Here is a 24,750-nt window from a genome sequence, read left to right as displayed (position 1 = left end):
GTCCAACCGGTGCGGGCCTGCCTCCCGGCCGTCGTAACCCACGTCGCCCGCACCCGGCTGCCGCGCCTGCGGCCCCTGGAAGCCATGGCGGCTCATAGGGGAAGCGGTTGCGCCTTCGGGTGTGCGGGGTCGTCGTCCGTGGGGCTCCGTAGGAGCCGTCCCGACACCGTCCCGACAAGCCGGAGGATGCGCGCCGTCGCGCCTGGAGCCGGAGCGTGCCCGACTGCCGTGTCCGCCCTGGCCGCGGGGGTGTGACGGCGTCCGCCGGTGCCGCAGCCGCCGCGCCGACGCCGATGTACGTCCGGCGGTATCCACGATGCCCATGCGGGTCCGGGCTGAGGACGTACCCGATCGCTACCACAGCAGGGGTCGGACGCCGGCTCAGCGACGTCCCCCACGGCTGAGGCGCCGGCGTAGCAGCCCTCCTGAGGGGCAGGTGCCTGGCAACAAGGCGCGTCTGCGTCCCTCCTCGCGGCGCCCCACTACAAGCCGTAAGGCCGCCGTACTTCGTGCGGCCTCAGGAGGATGGGGATTGCGACATGGACAGGGCAGCAGCAGAGCTGCGGCGCGCACTCGCCGCATCCAGCTGTGTCGCTCAAGCGGAAATCCTGCGCATGGACGGTACCGCCCGGTGCTCGACAGGCCGGTTCCTGACCACGGTGCAGGAGGGGAGACGGCTGGTCCGGGTGTTCGACGAACCAGCGGATGCCCTCGCCCACGGCATCCTGGTCGGCGGCCGCACCTATGCGGTAGCCGAGGCGAACGGCCACGTCGTGCACGGCAGCCACGCTGACACAGGCGTCGTCGCCGTGAAGTGCCCCCCTTTCGTCATCGTCGGCCTGTACACCGAGGGGCGACGGCCCGCCGACGTGGTACTCGCATTGGACAGGCTCGCCGCTCTCGTCACCTCGCACCTCCAGCCGCCGGGAGGAGAGTGAGGTGCACGGGTTCCTGCTGGGCGCGTGTGCTGCTGCCAGGCGCCGCCGGCTTTCGGGCGACTGCCGGGCTCCGGCCCCGGGTCGGCCCACATGGACGGCCTGGATCGCGGCCCGTCACCACCTGCCTGGGGGCCCTCGACGGCTCTGCACGGCTCTGCGCTCCGCACTCGATCAGGACCGGCGACCACCCGTTGGACCACCCGTTGGGGGCGGCACCGTCCGGCCGGCCCGTCCTGGACCGCTGGCCGGGTCCGTCGGTGTCGCGGCGTGCCGTCACGTCCGGTCTGTGGTCGTCACGTCCGGTCTGTGGCCCGCGCCGGTGCGGACCACGCCTGTGGCGCGTGCGGATTCTGCGGCTTCTCGCAGGGTGCAGCGCAGGAGCCGGGTGGGCGTCGCACGACGGTCTTGGTCGTCGGGCTGGATCAGGTCGTCGGTGAAGCCCAGGAGCTGCCGGGGCTGGTGCTGCCAGTTGTAGGCGAAGAGGGCGACGCCCCTGGAGCGGGTGTCGCGGGCGAGGTCGAGCAGGGTGCGGAGGCCGACGACATCGAGGAAGGACAGACAGCGCATGTCGAACGCCACCGCCGCGACATCTTGGTTGAGGGCCTCCTGCACCGCGTTCAGGGCCTGGCCGCAGTCCGCGTCCAGCTCTCCGACGGGTGTGACGACCACGGTCGCACCGTAGCGTCTGATGTGGATCTCGAAATCGCTTCGCATGCTGCCTCGCCTCGCCCGAACAGCCGGGAGGACCCTTCCATCCTCGTCCCGCGCCCGACCCGCCCGCAACCATCGGCGGCCGTGTGAGCGTCCGGCCCCCGCCGGGTCCTGCGGGTTGCCGAACCGGGCGGGGCCAACGACGTCACGGGCATGCACCTGAGGCGACGACGCCCGTTTGACATGGTCCGAGGGCGTGCCAGGGTTGTAGGTGGGGTCAACGCTGGGAGGTTCCGCATGGCTTCCTGTTCGGCATGGGGTTCCGTCGCGAGGCAGCTTCCGCTGAGGCTGACGGCCGGCACCTTCTTCCTGAACTCCGGCCTGTCGAAGCTCCGCGCGGACGAGACGACCGCTGAGGGGTTGCAGCAGTTCGCTGCCCACACGTATCCGTTCCTGGGCAAGCAGGACGCCCAGAAGTTCGTCCGACTGCTCGCCGCGGGCGAGTTCGCCATCGCCGCTGCGCTGCTCGTGCCGGTCGTTCCTGCCGCAGTGGGCGGAGCTGCGCTGACCGCTTTCTCCGTTGGCACGCTCGGGCTCTACCTGCGTACGCCGGGGATGCGGGAGGAAGGCAGCCTGCGCCCCACGGAGCAGGGAATCGCGCTGGCCAAGGACGTTTGGCTGCTGGGGATCGGCGTCTCCCTCATCGCGGACGGCGTGAACGGCCGCCAGTGACGCACCCGCGCACCACACGAGGGTTGACCCCTGCCCTCCCCTTGACGTGCAGAGGGCAAGAGGGCAAGGGGGCAAGAGGGCCCGGCCTTGCCGGCGGCGGTCAGGTCGCAGGGCTCGGTCTTGAGACGCCTGCGTACGGGACGAGCCACGTGCCTCAGGTCGGCGGCGGCACCTTATGGGCGTGGAAGGTGCCCTCGGTCCACTTCCCCTCGACCTCGGGCGGGGCTCCCTGTCCGTGGAGGCTGCCCGGCACGGTCATGGGCCGGGCTGGGCGGACCGGCGTTTCACTGCCTCGGGTCCGGTGCTGGATCCACGATGCGCGGATCCCAGCCGTAGCCGCAGAAGAGGGCGGACTGCGGCGATCCGGTTCGGGTCGCCTCGGTCGGACGTGGACGACCTCGACGGCGAGGAGGCGCGGGCGCTGGCCTTCGCTGCCACGGTCTACGTGGACCCGGCCGGTCATCCGTTCTGCCTCTGCCTCCACTGACCCGTACCGGGCTCTGCCTCCACTGACCCGTACCGGGGCGCGGGGCGCGGTGGCCACGTCCCGCGCACGCGTCGCCGGCCTGGGGAGGTCGCCCAGTACGGCTTCGGGCGCGATACGGCGTTGGACGATCTCGGCGGCGATCTCGGTAGGGCGGTGGTGGTGACGATCGGCGAAGGCGGTGAGGTGCCGGGCCGCCTGGGCCGGGGTGATGTCGGCGGTCGCGGCGAGCATGCCGGTGGGGGCGTCGAAGGCGGCCTTCCCGGACAGGACCGACTGGGTGCGGGTGGCGATGTCCTCGGCTCGGAGGCCGTCCTTCTCCCAGGTCAGCGCGGTGGTGGTGACATCGGCGAGGGCGCGCAACAGGGTCGTCTCGCCCTCGCCGAGGGAAGTGGGCCGCCGGGCGAGAAGATTGAGGGCGCCGATGGCCTTGCTCCGGGCGATCAGGGGCACCGCGTGGGCGCTGCCGTAGCCGGCCGCGAGGGCGAGGGGGACGAACTCCGGCCACCGGTCCCCGTCGGCTTCGAGGTCGTCGGCGTGTGCGGGGATGCCCTGGTGGAAGGCGTCGGTGCAGGGACCCTGCCGGATCTGGGCCTGCCACATCTCGGTGAGTTCCACGGTGTGTCACGGGGCTTCCCCACCTAGGGGGCGGCAGCCTTGAACAGCAGACCCGCAAGGGCCTTGGTCCGGGTGCACGGCGGGCGCCGTGAACAGGTCCGGCGCGTAAAGGTCGCGAGGGGAGCCCGTCCGGCAGGCGGGGGCGCCGAAGCCTCGATACGACGGAACCAGGCTGGTCCATCCCTCCCACCATCCCAGGGCTCCGGCGGGGCGAACCGGTGGCCGCCCCACGAAAATTCCGGAGCGCGGACGCGCCACCGGCACGGCGTGCCGCAGAGGCCACTGTGCGATGCGCGGGAATACCTTCCGTTAGCACGTCGTCGCATTCCGGGACGGCTCCGCCCCCCACTTCGGACGAAGGGCTCCCACGTGTCTCCAGCCGGTGACCGACCTCCGCGCCCGACCGCTGCCGTCGTGGCGTCGGACACGCCCGCCGGGCTTCCGGCCGGAGCGCCGACGACCGTCCGGGCGGTGGGCATGCTGATGGCCGCGACACCGTGCGGTGCCCGTGACGCGCACCGGATCCTCGCGGCGGCCGCAGACCTCGTCCGCTCGAGCCCCGACGCCGTGGCGGCGGTCATCGTCGAGGGCTCCTGCGGCACTCCGGTACCCGGGCAGGTGGAGCGGGCCGTGCGCCGGGCGATGGAGGCGGCTCGTACGTCCGGGCGGCCGGAGGGGCCGCTCGTCGGGCTCCTGCCTGCCGCGACCAGGGTGCAGGAGGTCCTGACCCGGTTGCGTGTCTGCCGGTCCCGCCTCGGAGTCGCGCCCGAGGACCCCGCGGCGCTCCGTGCCATGGACGATGCCGCCTACACCCTGTGCGTGCTGATGTGCCGGCCGACCGTCCACGAGGCGGTCCTCGCAGCCGAGGCCCGTCTCGCCCGCCCTGCCCAGTAGCCCCTTTGCTGTGTCCGTGGCGCGTGCGTGACGGCGGCCGGGGTGGGGCAGGCGCCGGTACGGACGATTCGGAACGAACGAGAGGTGGCGATCCGATGACCGAGTACGAGCGGTCCCGTACGATGCCCGCCCTGCCGGAGCACGTCTTCGACCAGGCGTCCAACGTCGGGCAGATGGACCAGTGGCTCCCGCCCGAACTGCACGTGCACGCCGAGGAGCTGCCTTCCGTGCGCGTGCGTCAGGACGGTGCCGAGGACGACAAGGCGGCCGTTCTGCGCGCCAGGGCGGACCAGATGCGGCTCGAGTGGGGGAGCCGCGAGAGCGGCGGGTACACCGGGTGGCTCCAGGTGGCCGGTCATGACGGGGGTCCCGCCGAGGTGAAGGTGCACCTCTCCTTCCTCACCAGCGAGACCGATCCGGGGGAGCAGGCCGTGAACGAGGCCCTCGACCGCAGCCTCGCCCGCCTGGAGGAGCAGGTGCGCCTCCGCGTCGACGGCGCGGCGGGCTGAGCCCCGCGAGGCCGGCCGGGGCAGGGGCGCCCTGGGAGCGCCCGCCCGTCAGCGTCGGCTTCAGCCCTGCCCCGGGCAGTCGTACGGCAGGGGCGGGAACCGGTGCCCCCGGACATCGGTGCTCTTGCTCCAGAGGTGCTCCTTGCCGCAGTCGCAGGCGTAGATGCCGCTCCGGGGAACGATTTCACGCGAGGGGCTGCGCGCGGGCTGCCCCGTCCGGCGGTTTCGTGAGGAGCCCCTCGGGCAGAGCCGACTGCCGGTCGGTGGCGCTGCCACGGAAACGACCGAGGCGCCCGAACGGCATCCACGGCTGGAAGGCGGCGGTCATGGACCGCGCGAACGCGTCTCGCGCCCCGGCCTCGGACGGCGGCCAGGGGGATGGCCAGGGGAACGACGGCCAGGGGAACGGCGGCCAGGGGAACGGCGGCCAGGGGTACGACGCGACTCCCTACCTGCCCTCCCGCGGCGGGCTGGCGGCTCTGCGCCGCGCCGCGGCCGACTGTCACGGCTGCCCGCTCTTTCAGGACGCCACCCAGACGGTCTTCGGCAAAGGGCCGGCGCGTGCGCGGCTGATGCTGGTCGGGGAGCAGCCCGGAGACCAGGAGGACCTGAAGGGCGAGCCCTTCGTGGGCCCCGCGGGTCAACTGCTGCGCCGGGCCCTGGACGAAGCGGGGCTGGGTGACGAGAACGCGTATTTCACCAATGTGGTAAAGCACTTCAAGTTCACCCCGGCCCCGCGCGGCAAGCGCCGGATCCACAAGGCTCCGAGCCTGCGGGAGATGACCGCGTGCAGACCCTGGCTGGCGGAGGAACTGAAACTGGTCGCCCCCGAGGTGCTCGTGGTGCTGGGAGGAACGGCGGGCAAGGCGCTGCTCGGATCCTCCTTCCGGGTGGGTGAGCGGCGTGGTGCCCTGCTGCCGATGCCGGACCCCTTCGGTGAGGAACCCGGAGCCGCCCCCGGCCAGCTGCTGGCGACGGTCCATCCCTCTGCCGTCCTGCGGGTAGACGACCGGGAGGCGGCCTTCGCGGGACTGGTGGCCGACCTGTCCGTGGCCGCCACCGCGCTGGAGTAGGAGCCGGGCAGAGCGCGCTCCCGCGTCGGCCGGCGGCTCCGTGCCCGAGAACCGGCCGGTTGCCGGTCGAGCCCGGCGGATCGCGGTTCGCCGGGCTCCGCCGGGGTAGCCGCTGTCGCCCGGTCCCTGCCCGATCCGCAGGTCGGCGATCTGCTCGAAGCGCTTTCGGTGTGAGCGAAACCGGCGGTCGAAGACGAAGCCGCCAGGGGCGCCTTCGCCAGTCGGCCTCGGCGCCCTCGGACTACTACCTGAAGGACACGGGCAGTCAGGGGCCCGGACCGCGCGCCGCGGTCCGGGCCCTGCCCCGTGCGGTGCAGCCCTGCGGCGCGGTGTCATTACGGCTGCCCCTGACCGGCCACGACGTCGGTCCCGGCACCCGGGGGGTGCCGGGACCGACGTCACCGGGCGGGGGTGGGATCAGGCGGGTCGGCCGCCGAAGGGGGCGCCGGTGCCGTAGTACGTGCCCAACTCCTCCCGGTACCCGGCGTTGCCGAGGTGCTTGTCCCGGTGGAACTCGGGCGCGTTCTTGATCTGTTCCTTGGTGCGGTCGACGTAGACCGTCTTGTCCTCCGGGTCGATCCGGATCACGGTGCTCGCCGGCAGCAGGACCTCCTTGCCGAAGATCCAGACGCCGGTGTCGACGACCAGGTAGGCGTCACCGACCTCGTCGGAGTGCTTGTCCACCTTGCCGATGCCGCCGTCGGTCGCCTCGACCTTGTAGCCGGTCAGATCGGTGCCGGCCAGGTGGCCCGAGGTCGACTTGTAACTCCACACATGCTCAGTCACGCGAAAAACAACTCCTCCGGTCAACGGAGGGCGGCGGGAAATGAATTCCTGCCGACCTCCTCGTTCCGTACGTCGTGCAGAACCGCGCTTGTCGCACGGCTACCAGCGATACCAGCGGCCACTACCGCTCTTGGGTCGGGCGACGAATCCGATCAGCCACAGGATCAGGACTGCGACAGCCACCCACCAGAGAATCTTCACCGCGAAACCCGCGCCGAAGAGGATCAGGATCAGCAGAAGAACGAGAAGCAGGGGAACCATGGTTATCAACCTCCGAAGCACCGTGTGCCCGACGGCACCCCGGCCATGCATTCGACTTTATTTGTTTCTTATCCGGGCTGCTGGGCAGGAGATTGCCCCGGGTGACGCGGTTCTTGCGCGGATGGTCCTCCGCTGACGTTCGCCCCGGCACCCGAACCGCCCCGGCTGCCGTACGAGCAGCTCCGCGCGCAACTTCCCCGGGTGCTGGAGGGCGGCCGGGTGGACGAGGCCGAGGTGCGTAGTGCGCTCGCCGCGCTGGACCTGGAGCCGGCGATCCGTACCGAGGTGAAGGCGGACGGCGGCCGGGTGGGTGTTCTCCTGTCGGTGAAGGGCAACGGCTTCGACGCGCAGGACTGCCTTCTTGCCCGCGTGGGCCCCGGCGCCACCGATGTGTGGGTACCGCCCCGCATTCATCGGATGCCCGGGAGGGCGGCTGCACCGTCGGCAACGCCCTGGACTCGAGACCGTCACCGCACTGAACGGGGTGCCTGGCTGCGGCGATGTGCGCTGCACGGCCGGTTCCTTCGGCGGGCGGAGCCGGCGGGACGCTGGGGGCCGCCGCCCAGCGGTGGCCGTGGGAGATGCGTGTCCCGTCGGCTCCGGTCCCCTGTTGTGCGGAACATCAGCTCCTGGCCAGGGCCTTGAGCGCGATGTTGAGTTCGAGGACGTTGACGCGGGGTTCGCCCATGAAGCCGAGGGTGCGGCCGGTGGTGTGGTCGGCGACGAGCTTCTCGACCTGCTTGACGTCGAGCCTGTGCTGCTCGGCGACGCGGTGGACCTGGAGCTTCGCGTACTCGGGGGAGATGTCCGGGTCGAGGCCGGAGCCGGAGGAGGTGACGGCGTCGGCCGGGACGTCCTCGGGCTCGACCCGGTGGACCGCGGTGGAGTTGTCGACGATGACGGCTTCCTTGGCGGCGACGACCTGCGCGCAGAGGGTGCCTTCCTCGGCGTGCTTGGTGCACTGGCCGTTGACGGCGCCGTTGTCGGCGGAGCGGTTGGTGGCGCCGGAAAGGATCAGCGAGTACCGGGTGTTGACACTGTTGCTGCCCAGGCCGTTGGAGGGGCGCGGCTGGAACCACCTGAGGTCCGGCCTCGCCGCCTCCTCGGGGTCGTCGGGGTTCCGCTTGGGCAGGTCGTAGCGCTGCCCGATGAGGGAGGAGCCGACGACCTGGCCGCTCTTGTCCTTGATCTCGGAGCCGTTGGCCTCTTCGTTGAAGAGGGTCTGGGCGATCCCCGTGACGGCCAGCGGGTAGAGCACGCCGCAGATGATGGTCAGAACCAGCAGGGCCCGCAGGCCCGCGCCGATCAGGCGCGCTGTGTTGCTTACAGAGTTGTTCATGGCGGATCAGCACGTTCCTGATTCAGGCGAGGCCGGGGATGAGGGAGATGAGCATGTCGATGAGCTTGATGCCGATGAACGGGGCCGTCAGGCCGCCCAGTCCGTAGATTGCGAGGTTGCGGCGGAGCATCTTGTCGGCGCTGGTGGGCCGGTAGCGGACGCCCTTGAGGGCGAGCGGGACCAGCGCGATGATGATCAGCGCGTTGAAGACGACGGCGGAGAGGATCGCGGAGTTGGGGGAGGACAGGCCCATGATGTTGAGCGTGTCCAGCCCCGGGTGGACCACGGCGAACATGGCCGGGATGATCGCGAAGTACTTCGCGACGTCGTTGGCGATGGAGAACGTGGTCAGGGCGCCACGCGTGATCAGCAGCTGCTTGCCGATCTCCACGATCTCGATGAGCTTGGTGGGGTCGGAGTCCAGGTCCACCATGTTCCCGGCCTCCTTGGCGGCCGAGGTACCCGTGTTCATCGCCACGCCGACGTCGGCCTGGGCCAGCGCCGGTGCGTCGTTCGTACCGTCGCCCGTCATCGCGACGAGCTTGCCGCCGGCCTGCTCCCGCTTGATGAGGGCCATCTTGTCCTCGGGCGTGGCCTCGGCGAGGAAGTCGTCCACACCCGCCTCCTCGGCGATGGCCTTCGCGGTGAGCTTGTTGTCGCCCGTGATCATGACGGTCCTGATCCCCATGCGGCGCAGCTCGTCGAACCGGTCGCGCATGCCCTCCTTGACCACGTCCTTGAGGTGGATGACACCGAGGACACGGGCACCCGTCTCGTCCTCCACCGCCACCAGGAGCGGCGTACCGCCGGCTTCGGAGATGCGATGGGCGAGGAGGTCGGCGTCGTCGGGGACCCGGCCGCCCTGCTCCCTGACCCACGTGATGACGGACCCGGCCGCACCCTTGCGGGTCTTCCTTCCGTCGACGTCGACACCCGACATGCGGGTCTGGGCGGTGAACGCGATCCACTCGGCCTGGGCCAGTTCACCCTGGTGGCGTTCGCGCAGCCCGTACTTCTCCTTCGCGAGGACCACGATCGAGCGCCCCTCGGGCGTCTCGTCGGCCAGCGAGGACAGCTGCGCGGCGTCGGCGAGTTCGGCCTCCGTCGTGCCCTCGACCGGGACGAACGCAGAGGCCCGGCGGTTGCCGAGGGTGATGGTGCCGGTCTTGTCGAGCAGCAGCGTCGACACGTCGCCGGCGGCTTCCACCGCACGCCCTGACATGGCGAGGACGTTGCGCTGGACGAGGCGGTCCATGCCGGCGATGCCGATGGAGGAGAGCAACGCGCCGATGGTGGTGGGGATCAGGCAGACGAGGAGCGCGGTGAGCACGATCATCGACTGCTCGGCGTCCGCGTAGATCGCGAACGGCTGGAGCGTGACGACCGCCAGCAGGAAGACGATGGTGAGGGATGCCAGCAGGATGTTGAGGGCGATCTCGTTGGGCGTCTTCTGCCGGGCCGCGCCCTCGACGAGGGCGATCATCCGGTCGATGAAGGTCTCACCGGGCTTCGTCGTGATCTTGACGACGACCCGGTCGGAGAGGACCTTCGTGCCGCCGGTGACCGCACTGCGGTCGCCGCCCGACTCGCGGATGACCGGTGCGGACTCGCCGGTGATGGCCGACTCGTCGACCGAGGCCACGCCTTCGACGACGTCACCGTCGCCGGGAATGATGTCGCCGGCCTCGCAGACCACCAGGTCGCCGATCTTGAGATCGGTGCCGGGAACCTGCTCCTCGCCCGTGCCGTCGTTGGCCAGGCGGCGGGCGACGGAGTCGGTCTTGGTCTTGCGCAGGGTGTCCGCCTGGGCCTTGCCGCGGCCCTCGGCGACGGCTTCGGCGAGGTTGGCGAAGACCGTGGTCAGCCACAGCCAGGCGGTGATGGCCCAGCCGAACCAGTCCGTCGGATCCTTGACGGCCAGGACGGTGGTGACGACCGAGCCGATCAGGACCACGAACATGACCGGGGACTTGACCATGATGCGGGGGTGGAGCTTGCGGACCGCGTCGGGGAAGGACTTCAGCAGCTGCTGCGGGTCGAACAGGCCTCCGCCGACTCGCCCGGCAGGCGGCTCGTGGCCGGTGGTGCGCAGGTCGTCGTGCGGCGCACGGGTCGGAGTGGCGGTGCTCATGCTGCGAGCCCTTCGGCGAGCGGGCCCAGCGCCAGGGCCGGGAAGTAGGTCAGACCGGTGATGATGACGATGGTGCCGACGAGAAGGCCCGCGTACAGCGGCCTGTCCGTACGGAGCGTGCCCGCGGTCTCGGGAACGGGCTTCTGCTCGGCCAGCGAGCCGGCCAGCGCGAGGACGAAGACCATCGGCAGGAAACGGCCCAGCAGCATGGCGATGCCGATGGTGCTGTTGAACCACTGGGTGTCGGCGTTCAGGCCGGCGAAGGCGGAGCCGTTGTTGTTGGCGCCGGAGGTGTAGGCGTAGAGGACCTCGGAGAAGCCGTGCGCGCCGGTGTTCGTCATCGAGTTGCCCGGGGTGGGCAGGGCCATGGCGGCCGCGGTGAAGCAGAGCACGAGCGCGGGGGTGATGAGGATGTAGCAGGCGGCGAGCTTGATCTCGCGGGTGCCGATCTTCCTGCCCAGGTATTCGGGGGTGCGGCCGACCATCAGGCCGGCGATGAACACCGCGATGACCGCCATGATCAGCATGCCGTAGAGGCCGGAGCCGACGCCGCCGGGCGCGATCTCGCCGAGCTGCATGCCCAGCAGCTGAATGCCGCCGCCCAGCCCCGTGTACGAGGAGTGGAACGAGTTGACCGCACCGGTCGAGGTGAGCGTGGTCGCGACCGAGAAGATCGAGGAGGCGGCGATGCCGTACCGGGTCTCCTTGCCCTCCATGGCGCCACCCGCGACATCGAAGGCCGGGCCGTGGTGGGCGAACTCGCTCCACATCATCAAACCGGTGAAGGCGACCCAGATGGTGCCCATGGTGGCGAGGATCGCGTAGCCCTGGCGCGTGTTGCCGACCATGCGGCCGAAGGTGCGGGTCATCGCGAAGGGGATGAGCAGGATGAGGAAGATCTCGAAGAGGTTCGAGAAGGGCGTGGGGTTCTCGAAGGGGTGGGCTGAGTTGGCGTTGAAGTAGCCGCCTCCGTTGGTGCCCAGCTCCTTGATGACTTCCTGCGAGGCCACCGCGCCGCCGTTCCACTGCTGCGTGCCGCCCATGCCGTGCTGGTTCGAGAACTGGCCGACGTCGTGGATGCCGGCGAAGTTCTGGATGGCTCCGCAGGCGACCAGGACGATCGCGCCGATCACGGACATGGGCAGCAGGATGCGCACGGTGCCGCGGACCAGGTCGGCCCAGAAGTTGCCGAGCTCACCCGTACGCGAACGGGCGAAGCCCCTGACAAGGGCGGCCGCGACGGCCATGCCGACGGCGGCCGAGACGAAGTTCTGCACCGCCAGGCCTCCGGTCTGTACGACGTGGCCCATGGCCTGCTCGCCGTAGTACGACTGCCAGTTGGTGTTGGCCACGAACGATGCGGCGGTGTTGAAGGCCTGGTCCGGGTCGATCGACACGAAGCCGAGCGAGCCGGGCAGGACGCCTTGCAGACGCTGCATCAGGTACAGGAAGAGGACGCTCACGGCGGAGAAGGCGAGGACGGCGCGCAGGTAGGCGGGCCAGCGCATCTGGGCCGACGGGTTGGCGCCGATGGCCCTGTAGATCCACTTCTCCGGCTTGTAGTGCCTCTCGGAGGAGTAGACGCGGGCCATGTGGTCGCCCAGCGGACGGTACGCCAGAGCCAGCGCGGCGATCAGCGCGAGCAGTTGGAGCACACCAGCGGTTTCGGGGCTCATGTCAGTGCTCAGAACCTCTCCGGGTACACGAGGGCGAGGACGAGGTATCCGAGGAGGGAAACGGCTACGACGAGGCCGACGACGTTCTCGACGGTCACAGCTTGGTCACCCCCCGGGCGATGAGAGCCACCAGCGCGAACACCGCGACCGTGGTGACGACGAAGGCCAGATCGGCCATCGCGAGCTCCTGAGTGAAGTGGGAAGAGATGAATCAGCCAGTTGGCCGATGACGAGACAACCGTGTCTTCACCCGGGTGTTAAGCCGCTTTGACGGGCTCCATACGAGGGCAGGAGAACCCTTAACGCCACCCTGACGGTGCAGGCGTGCCAGCCCCCTGCACGGCATCAGCCCTGGTGAAGCAGGCTGCCGGAGTCCAGGGGAAGAGCGGTCGAGCCTGCCCTTCAGCAGGGGTGGCGATCGCTCCGGGCGCGCGGACGGACACGCACGGGTCGGCCCACGACGAGCTGCTGGCGAGCGCGGATGGCTTCAGCCGCATCGCAGAGGAGGGCCCCCGACACGCTGGGCCTGCTGCAACGGTTCCTCGGCGGCCGCGTCCGCGTCGGCGGTCCGCTGCCCGACGGCTGGACCGAGGTATGGGTCGACGGCCCGTGGACGCGGGCCCGGGCGGTCACCGCGGACATGCCGTCCTGGAACGCTCCGGACAGCGTTCGCCACGCCCTGGCGAGGTCGAAGTCGGGCGGCCGGACCACCGGTTCGCCGGTCGGCTCGACGGAGGTGACCCGGCTGAGCCGGAAGGTGCGCAGGCCCTTGTCCGTACCGGCTACCAGGTAGTCCACGCCCGCCTTGGCCACGAGCCCGAGGGGGTCGACGGTGCGTTCGCCGGCTGGTTTGCCGACGCCCGCGTACCCGAGGTGGACGCGGATCCCGTCCACGACGGCGCCCTGGAGCGCGGAGCGGTGGGCGGCATCGGCGGTGACGGCGTTGCGGGACCAGTCCGTGGTGTCGACGCCCCCCGCCCGGGTCGCGGCGTGGGCCCTGCCCCCGCAGGGTCGGCGGCAGGGCCCGGACCAGCTTGCGCAGGGTGGTGCGCAGTTCGGGGGTGCCCGGGTGGCGAGTGCGGTGAGGGCGGCGAGGGCGGTGAGGCGTTCGGCGCCACCGTCCGGTCTGTCGCGTCGCGTGCCTCAGGCCTTCCGCTTGGCGTCGATCTCGGCGATCAGGCCCTCGATGAGGCCCTTGATCTCGTCGCGGATGGGGCGGACGGCCTCGACGCCCTGGCCGGCCGGGTCTTCGAGCTGCCAGTCGAGGTAGGTCTTGCCGGGGAAGTAGGGGCAGGCGTCGCCGCATCCCATGGTGATGATGTAGTCCGACGCCTGGGCGGCTTCGGGGGTGAGGACCTTCGGCTTCTGGTCGGAGATGTCGATGCCCAGCTCTGCCATGGCGGCGACGGCGGACGGGTTGATCTGCTCGCCGGGCACGGAGCCGGCGGAGCGGACCTCGACGCGGTCACCTGCGAGGTGCCGCAGGAAACCCGCCGCCATCTGGGAGCGGCCCGCGTTGTGGACGCAGACGAACAGGACGGAGGCGGCGGGAGCGGTGGACATCTGTTCTTCCTTGGGGTGAGGCGACTGCGACCGAAGGAGTCGATCAGGTCAGTGCGGGCTGGTGTCAGCTCCAGCTGATGTGACAGTATCAGTCCATGATGACGTCAGTCGACACTGATCTGATCCGGGTTCTGGCCGACCCGCTCAGGCTCCGGATCGTGACCCTGCTCGCCCGCGAAACGCTCTGCACCACCCACCTGGTGGAGGAGACGGGTGCCAAGCAGACGAACCTCTCCAACCACATGAAGGTGCTGCGTGAGGCCGGGGTCGTGGAGACGGAGCCGTGCGGGAGGTACATCTACTACCGCTTGCGCCCGGAAGTCATCGAAGCGCTCGCCGGTCAGTTCGCCGACCTCGCCGCGATCGCGCGAGCCACCGCCGAAGCGAACCTCAAGCGGTCCTGCCCATAGGTCGTGTCGTCAAATTCCCGCCCGGCCGGCGGGCTTTGACGACACTCCCCAGCCCTCCGCGCTTTGCCTCACCTGCCCGAGGAGAACCAGCCTTGACCGCCACCACGCCCGTCGGCACCCCGAAAGCCGCCGACGTGCCCCAGCCGGCACCCGGCGCGACCCCGCCCCGCACCCCGCTCATCGCCCGCGCCGCCGCCGAACTGGTCGGCACCGCGGCCCTCGTGGCGGTCGTCGTCGGCTCGGGCATCCAGGCCACGAAGCTCACCCAGGACATGGCCCTGCAGCTGCTGGCCAACTCCACCGCCACGGTCTTCGGACTCGGTGTCCTCATCGCGCTCCTCGGCCCTGTGTCCGGTGCCCACTTCAATCCGGTCGTGACGGCGGCCGAGTGGTGGACCGCCCGCCGCGGCGGCGCCGGCGTGACCGCCCCCGAGGTCGCCGTCTACGTGCCCTCGCAGATCGCCGGCGCGATCGCGGGGGCGGTCCTGGCGGACGCCATGTTCGGCGAGCCGCTGGTCAAGTGGTCCACCCACGACCGCTCCGCCGGGAACCTGCTGCTGGGCGAGGTCGTGGCGACCGCGGGCCTGATCCTGCTGATCTTCGGCCTGGCCCGCACCGACCGCCTCCGCCTCGCCCCCGCCGCGGTGGCGTCGTACATCGGCGCCGCCTACTGGTTCACCTCCTCCACCTCCTTCGCCAACCCGGCGGTCACGATCGGCCGCGCCTTCACCGACACCTTCGCGGGCATCGCGCCGGCCTCGGTGCCCGGCTTCATCGGCATGCAGCTGATCGGTGCGGCGGTGGGCCTGGCCCTGGTGGCGGTCATCTTCATGCGCGGCAGGATCGAACAGGACCGGTCCGACGCCTGATGCAGCGCACCGACGTGGTGGTGACCGGCGGCGGCCAGGCAGGGCTCGCCGCCGGATACCACCTGCGCCGCCCGGCGGCGCCCGGCAGCACACCTGGGGCTCCCTGCGCCTGTTCTCCCCGGCCAGTACTCCTCCCTGCCCGGGCGGCTCATGCCCTCCCAGCCGGGCCGGCTCCAAGCTCGCCGAGCGCCCCGCCCGGTGGCGGGCCCTCGCCGCACAGGCCACCAGCCGCGAAGAGATCACCGACGGAATGCGCCTGGCCTTCCCGAGCACCCCGGCGCTGGCCGGCGACCTCGCCACCCCGGCGGCGGCCGAGCAGCACTGCTGCGCGTTCTTCGACTTCGCCCTGAGCCTGGCCCCGCCCGCCCGCCCGCCCGACGCTGACGGTGCGCGCGCCCGAAGCCGCGGGCTCCCTGCTCACCGACCTGTTCGGGGCCACCGTATGAACCCGGGGACGAAGCCCTTCGCCACATCCCTCCTCGCCGGGCCGGGAGTGCTCTGCGCCGCCCGCTGACGGACACGCCCGCTTGCCACAATGAGCCGGGCCCCGCCCATGGCCGGCACACGATCAGCACGGACGTACAGCAAGGAGTCCCCAGGGTGTCGCAGGAGCCGCAGGGCCTGGTCGAGCGCATGGAGCACCACCAGATCCCGATCCACCTCGGCGCCATGGCCCTGGGCGCCCTCCTCGGCGGGGCGGTGCCCGCGGCCGGGCCGGGATTGGAACACGCCATCAACCCCGTCCTGGGGGCACTGCTCTTCGTGACCTTCCTCCAGGTTCCGGCCGGCGGTCTGCTCCGCTCCCTGCGCGACGGCCGGTTCCTGTCCGCGGCCCTGGTCGTGAACTTCGTGGTCGTCCCCCTGGTCGTCGCCGCGATGTTCACCTTCCTCCCCGCCGACCAGGCCGTACGCATCGGCGTCCTGCTGGTCCTGCTGTGCCCGTGCGTGGACTACGTGATCGTTTTCAGCGGCCTGGCCAGCGGCTCCAGCAGGCGCCTGCTGGCCGCCACGCCCCTCCTGCTCATCGTGCAGATGCTGCTGCTGCCGGGCCTCCTCCACCTGTTCATGGGCGCTGACCTGGCAGACATCGTCGAGGTCGGTCCGTTCGTCGAAGCGTTCCTGGTGCTCATCGTGATTCCGCTCGCGCTGGCCTGGGCGCTTCAGGCGTGGGCGGCGCGCAAGCCGGCCGGCCGGAGGATCTCGGACGCGGCCACGACGACGATGGTGCCGCTGATGGCCGCGACGCTCGTCACCGTGGTCGCCTCCCAGGTCCCCGAGCTCGGCGGCAGCCTCGCGGACGCAGCCGCGGTCATCCCCTTCTACGTGGCCTTCCTCGTCGTCATGGCCTTCGCCGGACGGACGATCGCGCGCCTCTTCGGGCTGGACGTTCCCGCTTCCCGGGCGGTGGTCTTCACCGGTGCGACGCGCAACTCCCTCGTCGTGCTGCCGCTGGCCCTGGCCCTGCCCGACGACCTGGCGCTCGCCCCGGTCGTGGTGGTCTCGCAGACCCTGGTCGAGGTCATCGGCATGGTCGCCTACGTACGCCTGGTCCCGCGCCTGGTCCCGGAGCCGGCCACGGTCGCGTGAGGACGGTGCAGAGCAGGATGAACGCCGGTCGGCTCCCCGCCTCCGGCCCGTGCTCGCGGAAGCCGCCGGTCGTACGGGCGGGCGGGCGGCAGCCCGCATGCCGATGTGCGGGACACGCGCTGCCGAGATCGGACGGCAGCCGAGAGCTCGGACCGGCGGTGGCTCACGCGGTGACCGTCCGCCCGCATCGTGGCCGCGGCCGGTGCCTGCCGTGATCGCGTCCGCGCCGGCGTGGTCGAACACTCTCTGCGTGTCTCCAGTGACGACTGGAGCCCCGGGTCCCGGGGTAGCCGCCTGACCGGGGCTGCTTCCACGACCGCCACGACCGCCCGAGACGTGCGGGAGGAGGGGCCATGACCGGCGCGGAAGAACTGGCGAAATATCACAGACGGCGGGACTTCGCGAAGACGGCAGAGCCGCAGGGCGCGGCCGCGGGAGGTACGGGCGCAAGTGCGCCTTCCTACGTCGTTCAGATCCACGACGCCCGCAGCATGCACTTCGACTTCCGTCTCGAAGCCGACGGCGTACTGAAATCCTTCGCCGTGCCCAAGGGGCCTTCCCGCGATCCGCACGACAAGCGCTTCGCCACGCCCACGGAGGACCATCCGCTGGAGTACCGCGACTTCGAGGGCGTGATCCCACAGGGCGAGTACGGCGGAGGGACGGTGATCGTCTGGGACGAGGGCACCTACCGCAACCTCACGTCGGACCGGGACGGCAACGAGGTTCCGCTCGCCGAGGCGCTGGACCGCGGCCACGCCTCGTTCCTCCTCGAAGGCCGCAAGCTCCACGGCGGCTACGCCCTCACCCGGATCCGCGGCACCGGCGACGGGGAGCGAGAGGCGTGGCTCCTGGTCAAGGAAGCCGCCGCGCGGGGGGCCTGCGCCGGTACGCCCGACCCCCGGCGGGCCCGGTCGGCCCGTACCGGCCGCACGCTCGGGCAGGTCGCGGCGGCCGCACGGTCGGCGGGTGATCGAGAGTGAAGACGCCGCCCCCGGGCGGTTCGCGACCGACGGAAGGGAGAGCGTGATGACGGCGGCGAAGGGATCGGCCGGGGCCAGGCGGATACGGGCCGGCGGGCGGACCGCCGGGATCGGCCACCCGGACAGGATCCTGTGCCCCGGCGACGGCACCACCAAGGCCGACCTCACCGGGTACTACCGCACCGTCGCCCGCAGGATGCTGCCCCACCTGCGCGGACGCCCCTTGCGGCTGGAACGCCGCCCGGCCGGGACGCAAGGCCCCGAGGGCACATCGCCCCGCCGCCGAGGTCCTGGCGGCCCGCGACCGCGACCGGCTCACCACCGATCCGCGCAAGACGGCCCGGCGGCGCCGCCGGGCCGGGACGGAGGGATGACGCCGTGACACAGCGCACCACGGTCCGGGACCTGCTGGACGAGCACGGACGGACCCATGCCGAGCAAGCGGGCATCCGGTTGCGGAACACACCCGCCCCGCTCTACCAACTCCTGTGCCTGTGCGTGCTCTTCTCGGTGCGCATCAAGGCCGACATCGCCGTCGCCGCGGCCCGCGAGCTCTTCGCGGCCGGGATGCGCACGCCCCGGGCGATGGCCGCGGCGTCCTGGCAGGACCGGGTGGACGCCCTCGGCCGCGCCCACTACCGCCGTTACGACGAAGGCACCGCCACCGCACTGGGGGAGGGCGCCGAGCTGCTCCTGGATCGCTACCACGGTGACCTGCGACGGCTGCGTGACACCGCCGACGGTGATCCCGGTCGGATCCGCGAGCTCCTCCAGGAGGTTCCGCGGATCGGACCGGTCGGATCCGACATCTTCTGCCGCGAGGTCCAAGGGGTGTGGCCCGAGCTGCGTCCCGCTTTCGACCGCCGGGCCCGTGACGCCGCCGCCGCGCTCGGGCTTCCGAAGACGGCGGCGGGCCTCGCCCGTCTCGTCACCGCGGACGACCTGCCGCGGCTGGCGGCCGCCCTGGTCCGGGCCGGGCTCTCCTGAGGAACCGGAGCGCTGCGGGAGTGCTCACCGGGCAGGGGGGTACCGGGGGAGCCATCAGGAAGCGGGTTCGTGGTCGAACCAGTAGTCGCCGGCCGCGAGGTAGCGGAACGAGTGGCTGCTGTTCGCGGGGAGGGAGGCCTCGGCCGCGCGGGTGCCGTCGCCCCCGGGTTCCAGGGGGTGCGCGGCGGGGTTCCACTGGGTGCAGTCTCCGACCACGCTCACTGATCCCTGCGGGCTGTCCTCCGGCAGGACGGAGGTGACCTTGTTGCGGCCCTTGATTCGCTGGCGTTCGAGCATGCTGGCCTCCGGCGGTGATGGGGTCGGCGGCGCGCTGGTGCATCCTCGCCCGCGTCCGGGCCGGCCGTGGTGGGACGGACCGCGTGCCGCGGGGCGGGTATCCGGCCGGCGGCGTGCATGGGGCGGAAGGGGGCTGACGGGCGCGTCGCGGGCGAGGGGTCGAGGAACATCCCGGCATCCGTTGCGGGACCCGGCCGGGTGGCTTCGTCGACCGGCCGGGCCCCGCGTGCATGGACCTCTCGTCGCCCTGCCACCGTGCCACGCGCGAGGCCGCACCGCGCGCCGGAGGACGGGCGGTGTACGCCGGACGGGGGATGTCAGGGCGCGGTCCGGGTCGCAGGCGGATCGTCGGCGAAGAGGGCGAGCAGCCCGGCGTTGTCGCGGCCCGCTTCGGCGGGGTGGCGGAACTTCGCCCCCGGGCTGATGCGGTAGTGGTTGCGTCGTCCTTCGCGTACCCGGCTGAGGTACCCCTCCTGCTCCAGGTCCGCGACGATCGACTGGACGGTCCGCTCGGTGAGCACGCAGGTCTCGGCCACCTCCCGCAGGCGCACCCCGGGGTCGCGGGCGAGGGCGAGCAGGACGCGGGCGTGGCTGGTCAGGAACGTCCACGACCCGTGGGGAAGGCCTGCATCACCCATGCCTCAAGCTTGCGCCAATATTCACATTATATGTCCTGTTTTTCACGTATTTTTTGACGTAGGTCGTTCGGATGCCGACGATGCTGTTGGGAAGTAGAAGCGGCCCCAGAGCGTGTGGGGGAGGCATCCATGACCGCCAGCCTGTCCGAACACCGCCCCTGCGCCCCGGAAGCGCCGGGCATGGAGGTCGGTGTCGTCCCCGGCCCGCAGCCCGGGACGGTGCAGGTCGTGGTGAGGGGTGAGATCGACTTCGACAACGCCACGTTCCTGCGCGAGGTTCTCCTGGCCGCCCTCGTCTCTCACCGGGCCACCCTCCTCGTGGACTTGCAGCGGGTGACCTTCTGTGACTGCGCCGGCCTCAACACCCTCCTGACCGCCCACCGCGCGGCCCTGCGGGCCGGACGCGGCCTGCGCATCACGGCGGCGGGCCGCCGGGTCGAGCGGCTCCTGAACCTCACCGGCACCCGCCCACTCCTCTCCTGAACGCGTGCGCGAGGAGCAGGTGTCCCCTGACCGCGTCCGCACCGAGGGCGGACCACCTGGGCCTCGCCGCCGGGAGTCCCGAACGGACGCGGGAGCCGGCGGAATGAGAGGGCCGGGGCCGGGAAGGCGCAGCACAGGTACCGAGATCGCACACCGACCGAGGAGGGTTGTCATGCCCCGTGGTTCCAGCCCCAAGCGGGAACGGCAGTACGAGCACATCAAGGAGAGCGCCGAGCAGCGCGGCGAGAGCACGGAGCGCGCCGAGGAGATCGCCGCCCGCACCGTGAACAAGGAACGCGCCCGCTCCGGCGAGTCGAAGACCGCCTCCCGGTCCTCGATCCAGGACATGTCGTCCTCCAAGCGCGGCGGTCAGCGCTCCCACAGCGGTGCGCAGGGCCCCACCAAGGAACAGCTGTACAACGAGGCCAAGCAGAAGGGCATCGAGGGCCGTTCGAAGATGGACAAGGAAGAGCTGAAGCGGGCGCTGGACCACTGAACGGCCGGTTCGGCACGTACGACGGCCGGCTGCACGTGCAGCGGGGTCACCGGCCCTGGCGGGTTGGCTCCGCCAGGGCCGGGGTGCGTGCCGGGGCGACCCTCTGCCGACGTACAGCGGCGCGGTGATACTGAAGGTATGCAGACTGCTCAACGCCTGGTCCCCGATCACTCTGGGTGGTCGCTGCGGTAATGCCCGCGGTGCGGTCCGTTCGGCAGGTCGAGCAGGTCGAAGGGTGGCGGCGATGGACGCACTGGCGCCGGGATCGGGCGAGGTGCCCGAGGACCCGTTCGCGCTGCACAACTCCGCCTCGGCGGTTCTGGACGACCACGGCAGGGTCGTCGGCTGGAGCGAGCGCGCACAGGAGCACCTCGGCTACCAGCCCGACGAGGTGTTGGGCCGCATGGCTTTCGAGTTCCTGTCCGACGCCCGTGACCGTAAGGCGGTCCGGGCCGCGGCTGCCGCGTGCGTGCGCGATCGGGGCTGGTCCGGCGTCCTGCCCGTCCTGCACCGCAGCGGCCGACGGGTGGAGCTGGGTTTCCGAGCCCGCGCCGTCATCCGCGCCGACTCGGCCCGCGAGTGGTTCCTCGTCGTCGCCCCCGCGGAGGAGGTGCTCCAGTGGGAGACGGACAGGTCGGTCCTTGACGGCCTGTTCCGGCGCTCCCCGATCGGCCTGTCCGTCCACGCCCCCGATCTGAGCATCCTGCGGATCAACCGGGCGCTGGCCCGGTTCACGCAACTCCCCGCGGCGGAGATCCGCAGTCGACGCATCGGCGACTTCCTCATCGGTCCGGACGTGGAGACCATCGAATCCCGACTGCGACGGGTGCTGGAGACGGGCGCGCCCCTCATCTTCACCGAGCAGCCCTGCCGCCTGAGGAGCGACCCCGACCACGAGCGCGTGGTGTCGGTGTCGGCGTTTCGGATGCAGCGCCCTTCCGGCGGGATCCTCGGAGTCACCCAACTGGTGGAAGACGTCACCGACCGCTACCGGGCCCGGCGGCGGCTCGCCCTGCTCAACCGGGCGAGCGCCCGCATCGGAACCACGCTGGATCTCGGCCAGACCACGCAGGAGCTGGCCGACGCCGCCGTCCCCGACCTCGCGGACGCCGTCTCGGTGGACCTGCTGGAGTCGGTCGCCCGGGGCGACGACACCGCCGAGGAGTCGAGCGGACCGGTCCGCAGAATGGCCGTCCACTCGGTCGTGGCAGAGGCGCTGCGGGTGATGTACTCCGCCGGGGAGGTCTTTCACTTCGACCCCCGCACGCCCCAGGCCCGGTGCCTCGCCGAGCAGCGGCCCATCCTCGAACCGGTGCTGCGGAGCAGCCTCGGCTGGTACTTCCAGGACCCGGAGCGCACGCAGCGCGCCCTCGACCTGGACGCTCACTCACTGATCGTCGTACCGCTGACGGCCCGCGGTCTGCTCCTCGGCCTGCTCAGCCTGTGGCGGGCCGGGCGGCCCGAGCCGTTCGAGCAGGACGACCTCACACTCGCGGAGGAATTCGCCGCACGGGCCGCCGTGTGCATCGACAACGCCCGCCGCTACACCCAGCAGCACCAAGCCGCCTTGACCTTGCAGCGCAGCCTGCTTCCGCAGGAGTTGCCCGAGTACAGCGCTGTCGAGGTCGCGCACCTGTACCTGCCCGCCGATCCCGCCACCGGTGTCGGCGGCGACTGGTTCGACGTCATCCCGCTGTCCGGAGCACGCGTCGCCCTCGTCGTCGGCGACGTCGTCGGCCACGGGCTGCACGCCGCAGCCACCATGGGCCGCCTGCGCACCGCCGTGCACACCCTGGCCGGTCTGGACTACGCACCGGACGAGGTCCTCTCCCACCTGGACGACCTGGTCAACCGCCTGGCGGCTGAGCAGGAGACTGTCGACGGACGCTCGCGGGGCCAACAGATCGTCGGCGCGACGTGCCTCTACGCGGTCTACGACCCCACCTCCCGGCGCTGCACCATGGCCCGGGCGGGCCACCTGCCCCCCGCCGTGGTGACCGCCGACGGCACGGTGAGCCTGCCCGACCTTCCCGAGGGGCCGCCGCTGGGTCTGGGTGGACTCCCGTTCGAGTCCGCGGAGTTGGAACTCGCCGAGGGAAGTCTGCTGGCGCTGTACACGGACGGCCTGGTCGAGGCCCGTGGCCTCGACCTCGACGAGGGACTGGAGCGGCTGAGAGGAGCCCTGTCCCGGCCCGGCAGCCCGCTGGCGGAGACCTGTGCGGCAGTGCAGGACGCCCTGCTGCCGGACCACCCGCCGGATGACGTCGCGCTCCTCCTCGCCCGCACCCGGGTGTTGGCGCCGGAGCAGATCGCCTCCTGGGAACTGCCCGCGGAGGCGACCGCCGCAGCCCGGGCGCGGCACCTGGCGGAGGCCACACTGGCCGGGTGGGGCCTGGAGGACCTGGCCTTCACCGCCGAACTGGTCGTCAGCGAACTGGTCACCAACGCCTACCGGTACGGCGGCGGCACGCCGGTGACCCTGCGGCTCATCCGCGACCGCAGCCTGATCTGCGAGGTCTCCGACGGCAGCAGCACCGCCCCGCACCTACGACGGGCGCGCACCACCGACGAGGGCGGGCGCGGCCTCTTCCTGGTGGCCCAGCTCACCGAACGATGGGGTACCCGCTACACCCGGGACGGCAAGACCGTCTGGACGGAGTTCCCCCTCGCCGCAGCAGCGGAGGGGCACTTCGCGGCTGCGGCGAGCCTCGCCCTCGACTGGTGACACGGTTCGGATCGAATGCCGGGGGATCACCACGGGACCTGCTGGTAGTCCTTCAGGAGGACGCCGTGTACGGGGGCGCCGGCCTCCCCCTGCACGATGGGGTGGTAGATCCGCGCGGCACCGTCCACGACGTCCAGCGGCGGGCGCCAGCCGGTCGCGGCGTGCCGCTCCCGGGCGGGGAGCGGTTTCTCGTCGGTGACCCAGCCGGTGTCGACACTGCAGGTGTGGATGCCCCGGGCGGCCAGGTCGGCGGCGCTCGTGCGGGTGAGCATGTTCAGGGCGGCTTTGGCCATGTTGGTGTGCGGATGGTCGCTGGTCTTGTTGCGCACGGCGAACTGCCCCTCGACCGCCGAGACGTTGATGAGGTAGCGGCGGGGGTGCGGGGAAGCATCCAGAAGGGGCAGCAGGTGGTCGGCGAGCAGGAACGGCGCGACGGCGTTGACCAGCTGGACCTCCAGCAGCTCGGTCGGGTCGATCTGTCCCAGGCGCAGGGTCCAGGAGTTGGTCGCGGCCGTCTCGGGCAGCAGGCCCGCCTCGTCGACGTCCTCCTGCGGCAGCGGTACGGCCACCGAGGCGTCCACCGCGTGGGCCGTACGGGTCAGGGCGTCGGGCAACCGGAACCGTGGGGCGAGCTCCGCTGCCCATGGCAGGGGCGCGGTGCGCGGGCCGGGTACGGAGAATCCTGGAGCGGTCCAGATCCGTGGCGCGGTCAGGGACGAGGGGGACGGCACGGATTCGCCGGCGGACAGCGCGGCGTACGCCTGAGGAGAGCGGCGCAGGGTCTGGGCCGCGTTGTTGATCAGGATGTCCAGGGGGAGCCCCTGGGAGAGCATGTGGTCCGTGAAGGCGAGGACCTGCCGGGGATCGCGCAGGTCCAGGGCGGCGATCCGCAGCCGTTGCCACCAGTCCGCGGCGCCGGGGACCGCCGCGAAGCGGCGCACCGTGTCCTGGGGGAAGCGGCTGGTCACCGTGAGCTCGGCTCCGTCCCGGAGGAGCATGAGCGCGACCTGGAAGCCGATCTTGACGCGCCCGCCGGTCAGCAGCGCGCGCCGGCCGGTGAGGTCGGTGCGGGTCGTGCGGCGGGCGAGGTTCTCGCCGGCGCATTCGGGACACAGCAGGTGGTAGAAGTCATGGACGCGCCGGTAGTGGTTCTTGCAGATGTAGCAGCGTTGGGGGCGGTTCAGCAGTCGTGACGGCCCGTCACTGTCCGCTGTACGGAGCGCCGGTCGGCGCTCCCCGTTCGGCCCGGGCCCAAGACGCACGTACTCGCTGACGGTCAGGCCTCGTCCCGGCGCGGCCGGTGCGGGCAGAGCGGCGTCCATGACGCGGTCACCGGCGCCCATCGCGGTGGCGGCGAGCAGCTTCGCGTCGGCCGCGGCCCGTGCCGCACGTGCCTCGGCACGGCGCCGAAGGCGACCGTCGCGCACGAGTTGGCCGGCGGCCCGTTCCAACAGGCGGCGCTGGGCATCGTCCACGGGTAGCTGCCGTGCCTGGTGGATCAGGTCCAGGCAGATCTGTATGTGCTCACTGTCCATGGGGTGCCTTAGGTGTGATGGATCGTTCTCGGCTCTCCCTCTCCACCGGGCGGCGTCCATCGGACGTGGACGACCGGGCGACGCG

The 24,750-nt window shown here is 71.4% G+C and carries 27 protein-coding genes and 2 pseudogenes; 16 read left to right on the top strand and 13 right to left on the bottom strand.

Going from position 1 to position 24,750, the window contains the following annotated elements; genetic code table 11:
• The first annotated feature begins 539 nt into the window (after positions 1-539).
• Entirely contained in the window at positions 540-938 is a 399-nt protein-coding gene (locus AB0F82_RS01095; protein WP_362622402.1) for a profilin, read from the top strand.
• 273 nt (positions 939-1,211) lie between these two features.
• Here the strand turns inward: AB0F82_RS01095 and AB0F82_RS01090 are convergent, their stop codons facing one another.
• Complete coding sequence (locus AB0F82_RS01090) at positions 1,212-1,652, bottom strand: STAS domain-containing protein (RefSeq protein ID WP_362622400.1); 441 nt, start codon at positions 1,650-1,652, stop codon at positions 1,212-1,214.
• 234 nt (positions 1,653-1,886) lie between these two features.
• Between AB0F82_RS01090 and AB0F82_RS01085 the strand changes: the two genes are divergently transcribed.
• The gene (locus AB0F82_RS01085; protein WP_362622397.1) at positions 1,887-2,321 is read left to right on the top strand and encodes a hypothetical protein; all 435 of its coding nucleotides are present in this window, start codon (positions 1,887-1,889) and stop codon (positions 2,319-2,321) included.
• Between the two features lie 385 nt (positions 2,322-2,706).
• Positions 2,707-2,808: pseudogene (locus tag AB0F82_RS01080) on the top strand (VOC family protein); the annotation flags it as partial.
• A gap of 336 nt (positions 2,809-3,144) precedes the next feature.
• On the opposite strand, the pseudogene AB0F82_RS01075 reads toward AB0F82_RS01080, so the two are convergent.
• Positions 3,145-3,408: pseudogene (locus AB0F82_RS01075) on the bottom strand (GAF domain-containing protein); the annotation flags it as partial.
• Positions 3,409-3,837: 429 nt separating this feature from the next.
• Between AB0F82_RS01075 and AB0F82_RS01070 the strand changes: the two are divergent.
• The 3 genes from AB0F82_RS01070 to AB0F82_RS01060 all read left to right on the top strand — a co-directional run bounded on the left by AB0F82_RS01070 (position 3,838) and on the right by AB0F82_RS01060 (position 5,899).
• Positions 3,838-4,317, top strand: coding sequence for a DUF5133 domain-containing protein (locus AB0F82_RS01070; RefSeq protein ID WP_362622394.1), 480 nt, complete (start codon positions 3,838-3,840; stop codon positions 4,315-4,317).
• Positions 4,318-4,412: 95 nt separating this feature from the next.
• A complete protein-coding gene (locus AB0F82_RS01065; RefSeq protein WP_362622392.1) occupies positions 4,413-4,826 on the top strand; it encodes an SRPBCC family protein in 414 nt (137 codons plus the stop codon).
• Between the two features lie 326 nt (positions 4,827-5,152).
• Positions 5,153-5,899, top strand: a complete 747-nt coding sequence (locus tag AB0F82_RS01060) for a UdgX family uracil-DNA binding protein (protein WP_362622389.1) — start codon at positions 5,153-5,155, stop codon at positions 5,897-5,899.
• A 417-nt stretch (positions 5,900-6,316) separates the two neighbouring features.
• Here the strand turns inward: AB0F82_RS01060 and AB0F82_RS01055 are convergent, their stop codons facing one another.
• From AB0F82_RS01055 to AB0F82_RS01020, 8 genes are all read right to left on the bottom strand, one after another.
• Positions 6,317-6,685, bottom strand: a complete 369-nt coding sequence (locus AB0F82_RS01055) for a PRC-barrel domain-containing protein (RefSeq protein WP_362622386.1) — start codon at positions 6,683-6,685, stop codon at positions 6,317-6,319.
• 99 nt (positions 6,686-6,784) lie between these two features.
• Positions 6,785-6,946: a hydrophobic protein gene (locus AB0F82_RS01050; protein ID WP_356810935.1), complete on the bottom strand. Its 162-nt coding sequence runs from the start codon at positions 6,944-6,946 to the stop codon at positions 6,785-6,787.
• Positions 6,947-7,568: 622 nt separating this feature from the next.
• The gene (locus AB0F82_RS01045; RefSeq protein ID WP_362622383.1) at positions 7,569-8,285 is read right to left on the bottom strand and encodes a potassium-transporting ATPase subunit C; all 717 of its coding nucleotides are present in this window, start codon (positions 8,283-8,285) and stop codon (positions 7,569-7,571) included.
• 22 nt (positions 8,286-8,307) lie between these two features.
• On the bottom strand, positions 8,308-10,416 hold the full coding sequence (gene kdpB / locus AB0F82_RS01040) for a potassium-transporting ATPase subunit KdpB (protein ID WP_362622381.1): 2,109 nt from the start codon (positions 10,414-10,416) through the stop codon (positions 8,308-8,310).
• Positions 10,413-12,092, bottom strand: a complete 1,680-nt coding sequence (gene kdpA, locus AB0F82_RS01035; protein WP_362622378.1) for a potassium-transporting ATPase subunit KdpA — start codon at positions 12,090-12,092, stop codon at positions 10,413-10,415. The genes kdpB and kdpA overlap by 4 nt, the downstream gene beginning before the upstream one ends.
• A gap of 8 nt (positions 12,093-12,100) precedes the next feature.
• Complete coding sequence (kdpF, locus tag AB0F82_RS01030; protein ID WP_037860493.1) at positions 12,101-12,190, bottom strand: K(+)-transporting ATPase subunit F; 90 nt, start codon at positions 12,188-12,190, stop codon at positions 12,101-12,103.
• Positions 12,191-12,494: 304 nt separating this feature from the next.
• The gene (locus AB0F82_RS01025; RefSeq protein WP_362622374.1) at positions 12,495-12,986 is read right to left on the bottom strand and encodes a helix-turn-helix transcriptional regulator; all 492 of its coding nucleotides are present in this window, start codon (positions 12,984-12,986) and stop codon (positions 12,495-12,497) included.
• Between the two features lie 249 nt (positions 12,987-13,235).
• On the bottom strand, positions 13,236-13,655 hold the full coding sequence (locus AB0F82_RS01020; RefSeq protein ID WP_356810932.1) for an arsenate reductase ArsC: 420 nt from the start codon (positions 13,653-13,655) through the stop codon (positions 13,236-13,238).
• A gap of 95 nt (positions 13,656-13,750) precedes the next feature.
• On the opposite strand from AB0F82_RS01020, the gene AB0F82_RS01015 reads away from it, so the two are divergent.
• From AB0F82_RS01015 to AB0F82_RS00985, 7 genes are all read left to right on the top strand, one after another.
• Positions 13,751-14,065, top strand: a complete 315-nt coding sequence (locus tag AB0F82_RS01015) for an ArsR/SmtB family transcription factor (protein WP_362622371.1) — start codon at positions 13,751-13,753, stop codon at positions 14,063-14,065.
• 92 nt (positions 14,066-14,157) lie between these two features.
• Positions 14,158-14,934, top strand: a complete 777-nt coding sequence (locus tag AB0F82_RS01010) for an MIP/aquaporin family protein (protein WP_362622368.1) — start codon at positions 14,158-14,160, stop codon at positions 14,932-14,934.
• 250 nt (positions 14,935-15,184) lie between these two features.
• Complete coding sequence (locus AB0F82_RS01005) at positions 15,185-15,448, top strand: hypothetical protein (RefSeq protein ID WP_362622365.1); 264 nt, start codon at positions 15,185-15,187, stop codon at positions 15,446-15,448.
• Between the two features lie 86 nt (positions 15,449-15,534).
• Positions 15,535-16,521 carry a bile acid:sodium symporter gene (locus AB0F82_RS01000; RefSeq protein WP_362622363.1) on the top strand — a complete coding sequence of 329 codons (987 nt, stop codon included), beginning with the start codon at positions 15,535-15,537 and terminating at the stop codon, positions 16,519-16,521.
• Between the two features lie 353 nt (positions 16,522-16,874).
• Positions 16,875-17,504, top strand: a complete 630-nt coding sequence (locus AB0F82_RS00995) for a DNA polymerase ligase N-terminal domain-containing protein (protein WP_362622361.1) — start codon at positions 16,875-16,877, stop codon at positions 17,502-17,504.
• Between the two features lie 46 nt (positions 17,505-17,550).
• On the top strand, positions 17,551-17,886 hold the full coding sequence (locus AB0F82_RS00990; RefSeq protein ID WP_362623390.1) for a hypothetical protein: 336 nt from the start codon (positions 17,551-17,553) through the stop codon (positions 17,884-17,886).
• The gene (locus tag AB0F82_RS00985) at positions 17,883-18,491 is read left to right on the top strand and encodes an endonuclease (RefSeq protein WP_362622359.1); all 609 of its coding nucleotides are present in this window, start codon (positions 17,883-17,885) and stop codon (positions 18,489-18,491) included. Before AB0F82_RS00990 ends, AB0F82_RS00985 begins: the two co-directional genes overlap by 4 nt.
• A gap of 54 nt (positions 18,492-18,545) precedes the next feature.
• On the opposite strand, the gene AB0F82_RS00980 is transcribed toward AB0F82_RS00985, so the two are convergent.
• Both AB0F82_RS00980 and AB0F82_RS00975 read right to left on the bottom strand, forming a co-directional pair.
• Entirely contained in the window at positions 18,546-18,788 is a 243-nt protein-coding gene (locus tag AB0F82_RS00980) for a hypothetical protein (protein ID WP_362622356.1), read from the bottom strand.
• Between the two features lie 317 nt (positions 18,789-19,105).
• Positions 19,106-19,426 (bottom strand): helix-turn-helix transcriptional regulator, encoded by a 321-nt coding sequence (locus tag AB0F82_RS00975; RefSeq protein ID WP_362622353.1) that lies wholly within the window; start codon positions 19,424-19,426, stop codon positions 19,106-19,108.
• 129 nt (positions 19,427-19,555) lie between these two features.
• Between AB0F82_RS00975 and AB0F82_RS00970 the strand changes: the two genes are divergently transcribed.
• The 3 genes from AB0F82_RS00970 (at position 19,556) to AB0F82_RS00960 (ending at position 23,130) form a co-directional block, all read left to right on the top strand.
• On the top strand, positions 19,556-19,909 hold the full coding sequence (locus AB0F82_RS00970; RefSeq protein ID WP_362622350.1) for an STAS domain-containing protein: 354 nt from the start codon (positions 19,556-19,558) through the stop codon (positions 19,907-19,909).
• A 172-nt stretch (positions 19,910-20,081) separates the two neighbouring features.
• Positions 20,082-20,405: a plasmid stabilization protein gene (locus tag AB0F82_RS00965; RefSeq protein WP_362622347.1), complete on the top strand. Its 324-nt coding sequence runs from the start codon at positions 20,082-20,084 to the stop codon at positions 20,403-20,405.
• Between the two features lie 244 nt (positions 20,406-20,649).
• Positions 20,650-23,130, top strand: coding sequence for a SpoIIE family protein phosphatase (locus AB0F82_RS00960; protein ID WP_362622344.1), 2,481 nt, complete (start codon positions 20,650-20,652; stop codon positions 23,128-23,130).
• Positions 23,131-23,156: 26 nt separating this feature from the next.
• On the opposite strand, the gene AB0F82_RS00955 is transcribed toward AB0F82_RS00960, so the two are convergent.
• On the bottom strand, positions 23,157-24,665 hold the full coding sequence (locus AB0F82_RS00955) for an SDR family NAD(P)-dependent oxidoreductase (RefSeq protein WP_362622341.1): 1,509 nt from the start codon (positions 24,663-24,665) through the stop codon (positions 23,157-23,159).
• Positions 24,666-24,750 lie beyond the last annotated feature (85 nt).

This window comes from Streptomyces virginiae (assembly GCF_040638905.1).
Taxonomy (GTDB): domain Bacteria; phylum Actinomycetota; class Actinomycetes; order Streptomycetales; family Streptomycetaceae; genus Streptomyces; species Streptomyces virginiae_B.
Note: the sequence above shows the minus strand (reverse complement) of the source record. Positions and strands in the feature narration are given on the sequence as shown.

Bases quoted from the DNA above. Each gene is read 5' to 3' on its own strand.
- AB0F82_RS01060 (WP_362622389.1), top strand. From the start codon at position 5,153: ATGGACCGCGCGAACGCGTCTCGCGCCCCGGCCTCGGACGGCGGCCAG.
- kdpA (WP_362622378.1), bottom strand. From the start codon at position 12,092: ATGAGCCCCGAAACCGCTGGTGTGCTCCAACTGCTCGCGCTGATCGCC.
- AB0F82_RS01015 (WP_362622371.1), top strand. From the start codon at position 13,751: ATGATGACGTCAGTCGACACTGATCTGATCCGGGTTCTGGCCGACCCG.
- AB0F82_RS01050 (WP_356810935.1), bottom strand. From the start codon at position 6,946: ATGGTTCCCCTGCTTCTCGTTCTTCTGCTGATCCTGATCCTCTTCGGC.
- AB0F82_RS00975 (WP_362622353.1), bottom strand. From the start codon at position 19,426: ATGGGTGATGCAGGCCTTCCCCACGGGTCGTGGACGTTCCTGACCAGC.
- AB0F82_RS01065 (WP_362622392.1), top strand. From the start codon at position 4,413: ATGACCGAGTACGAGCGGTCCCGTACGATGCCCGCCCTGCCGGAGCAC.
- AB0F82_RS01095 (WP_362622402.1), top strand. From the start codon at position 540: ATGGACAGGGCAGCAGCAGAGCTGCGGCGCGCACTCGCCGCATCCAGC.
- AB0F82_RS00965 (WP_362622347.1), top strand. From the start codon at position 20,082: ATGCCCCGTGGTTCCAGCCCCAAGCGGGAACGGCAGTACGAGCACATC.
- AB0F82_RS00960 (WP_362622344.1), top strand. From the start codon at position 20,650: ATGGACGCACTGGCGCCGGGATCGGGCGAGGTGCCCGAGGACCCGTTC.
- AB0F82_RS01005 (WP_362622365.1), top strand. From the start codon at position 15,185: ATGCGCCTGGCCTTCCCGAGCACCCCGGCGCTGGCCGGCGACCTCGCC.
- AB0F82_RS00970 (WP_362622350.1), top strand. From the start codon at position 19,556: ATGACCGCCAGCCTGTCCGAACACCGCCCCTGCGCCCCGGAAGCGCCG.
- AB0F82_RS00990 (WP_362623390.1), top strand. From the start codon at position 17,551: ATGACGGCGGCGAAGGGATCGGCCGGGGCCAGGCGGATACGGGCCGGC.
- AB0F82_RS01020 (WP_356810932.1), bottom strand. From the start codon at position 13,655: ATGTCCACCGCTCCCGCCGCCTCCGTCCTGTTCGTCTGCGTCCACAAC.
- AB0F82_RS01090 (WP_362622400.1), bottom strand. From the start codon at position 1,652: ATGCGAAGCGATTTCGAGATCCACATCAGACGCTACGGTGCGACCGTG.
- AB0F82_RS01045 (WP_362622383.1), bottom strand. From the start codon at position 8,285: ATGAACAACTCTGTAAGCAACACAGCGCGCCTGATCGGCGCGGGCCTG.
- AB0F82_RS00995 (WP_362622361.1), top strand. From the start codon at position 16,875: ATGACCGGCGCGGAAGAACTGGCGAAATATCACAGACGGCGGGACTTC.
- AB0F82_RS00955 (WP_362622341.1), bottom strand. From the start codon at position 24,665: ATGGACAGTGAGCACATACAGATCTGCCTGGACCTGATCCACCAGGCA.
- kdpB (WP_362622381.1), bottom strand. From the start codon at position 10,416: ATGAGCACCGCCACTCCGACCCGTGCGCCGCACGACGACCTGCGCACC.
- AB0F82_RS00980 (WP_362622356.1), bottom strand. From the start codon at position 18,788: ATGCTCGAACGCCAGCGAATCAAGGGCCGCAACAAGGTCACCTCCGTC.
- AB0F82_RS01085 (WP_362622397.1), top strand. From the start codon at position 1,887: ATGGCTTCCTGTTCGGCATGGGGTTCCGTCGCGAGGCAGCTTCCGCTG.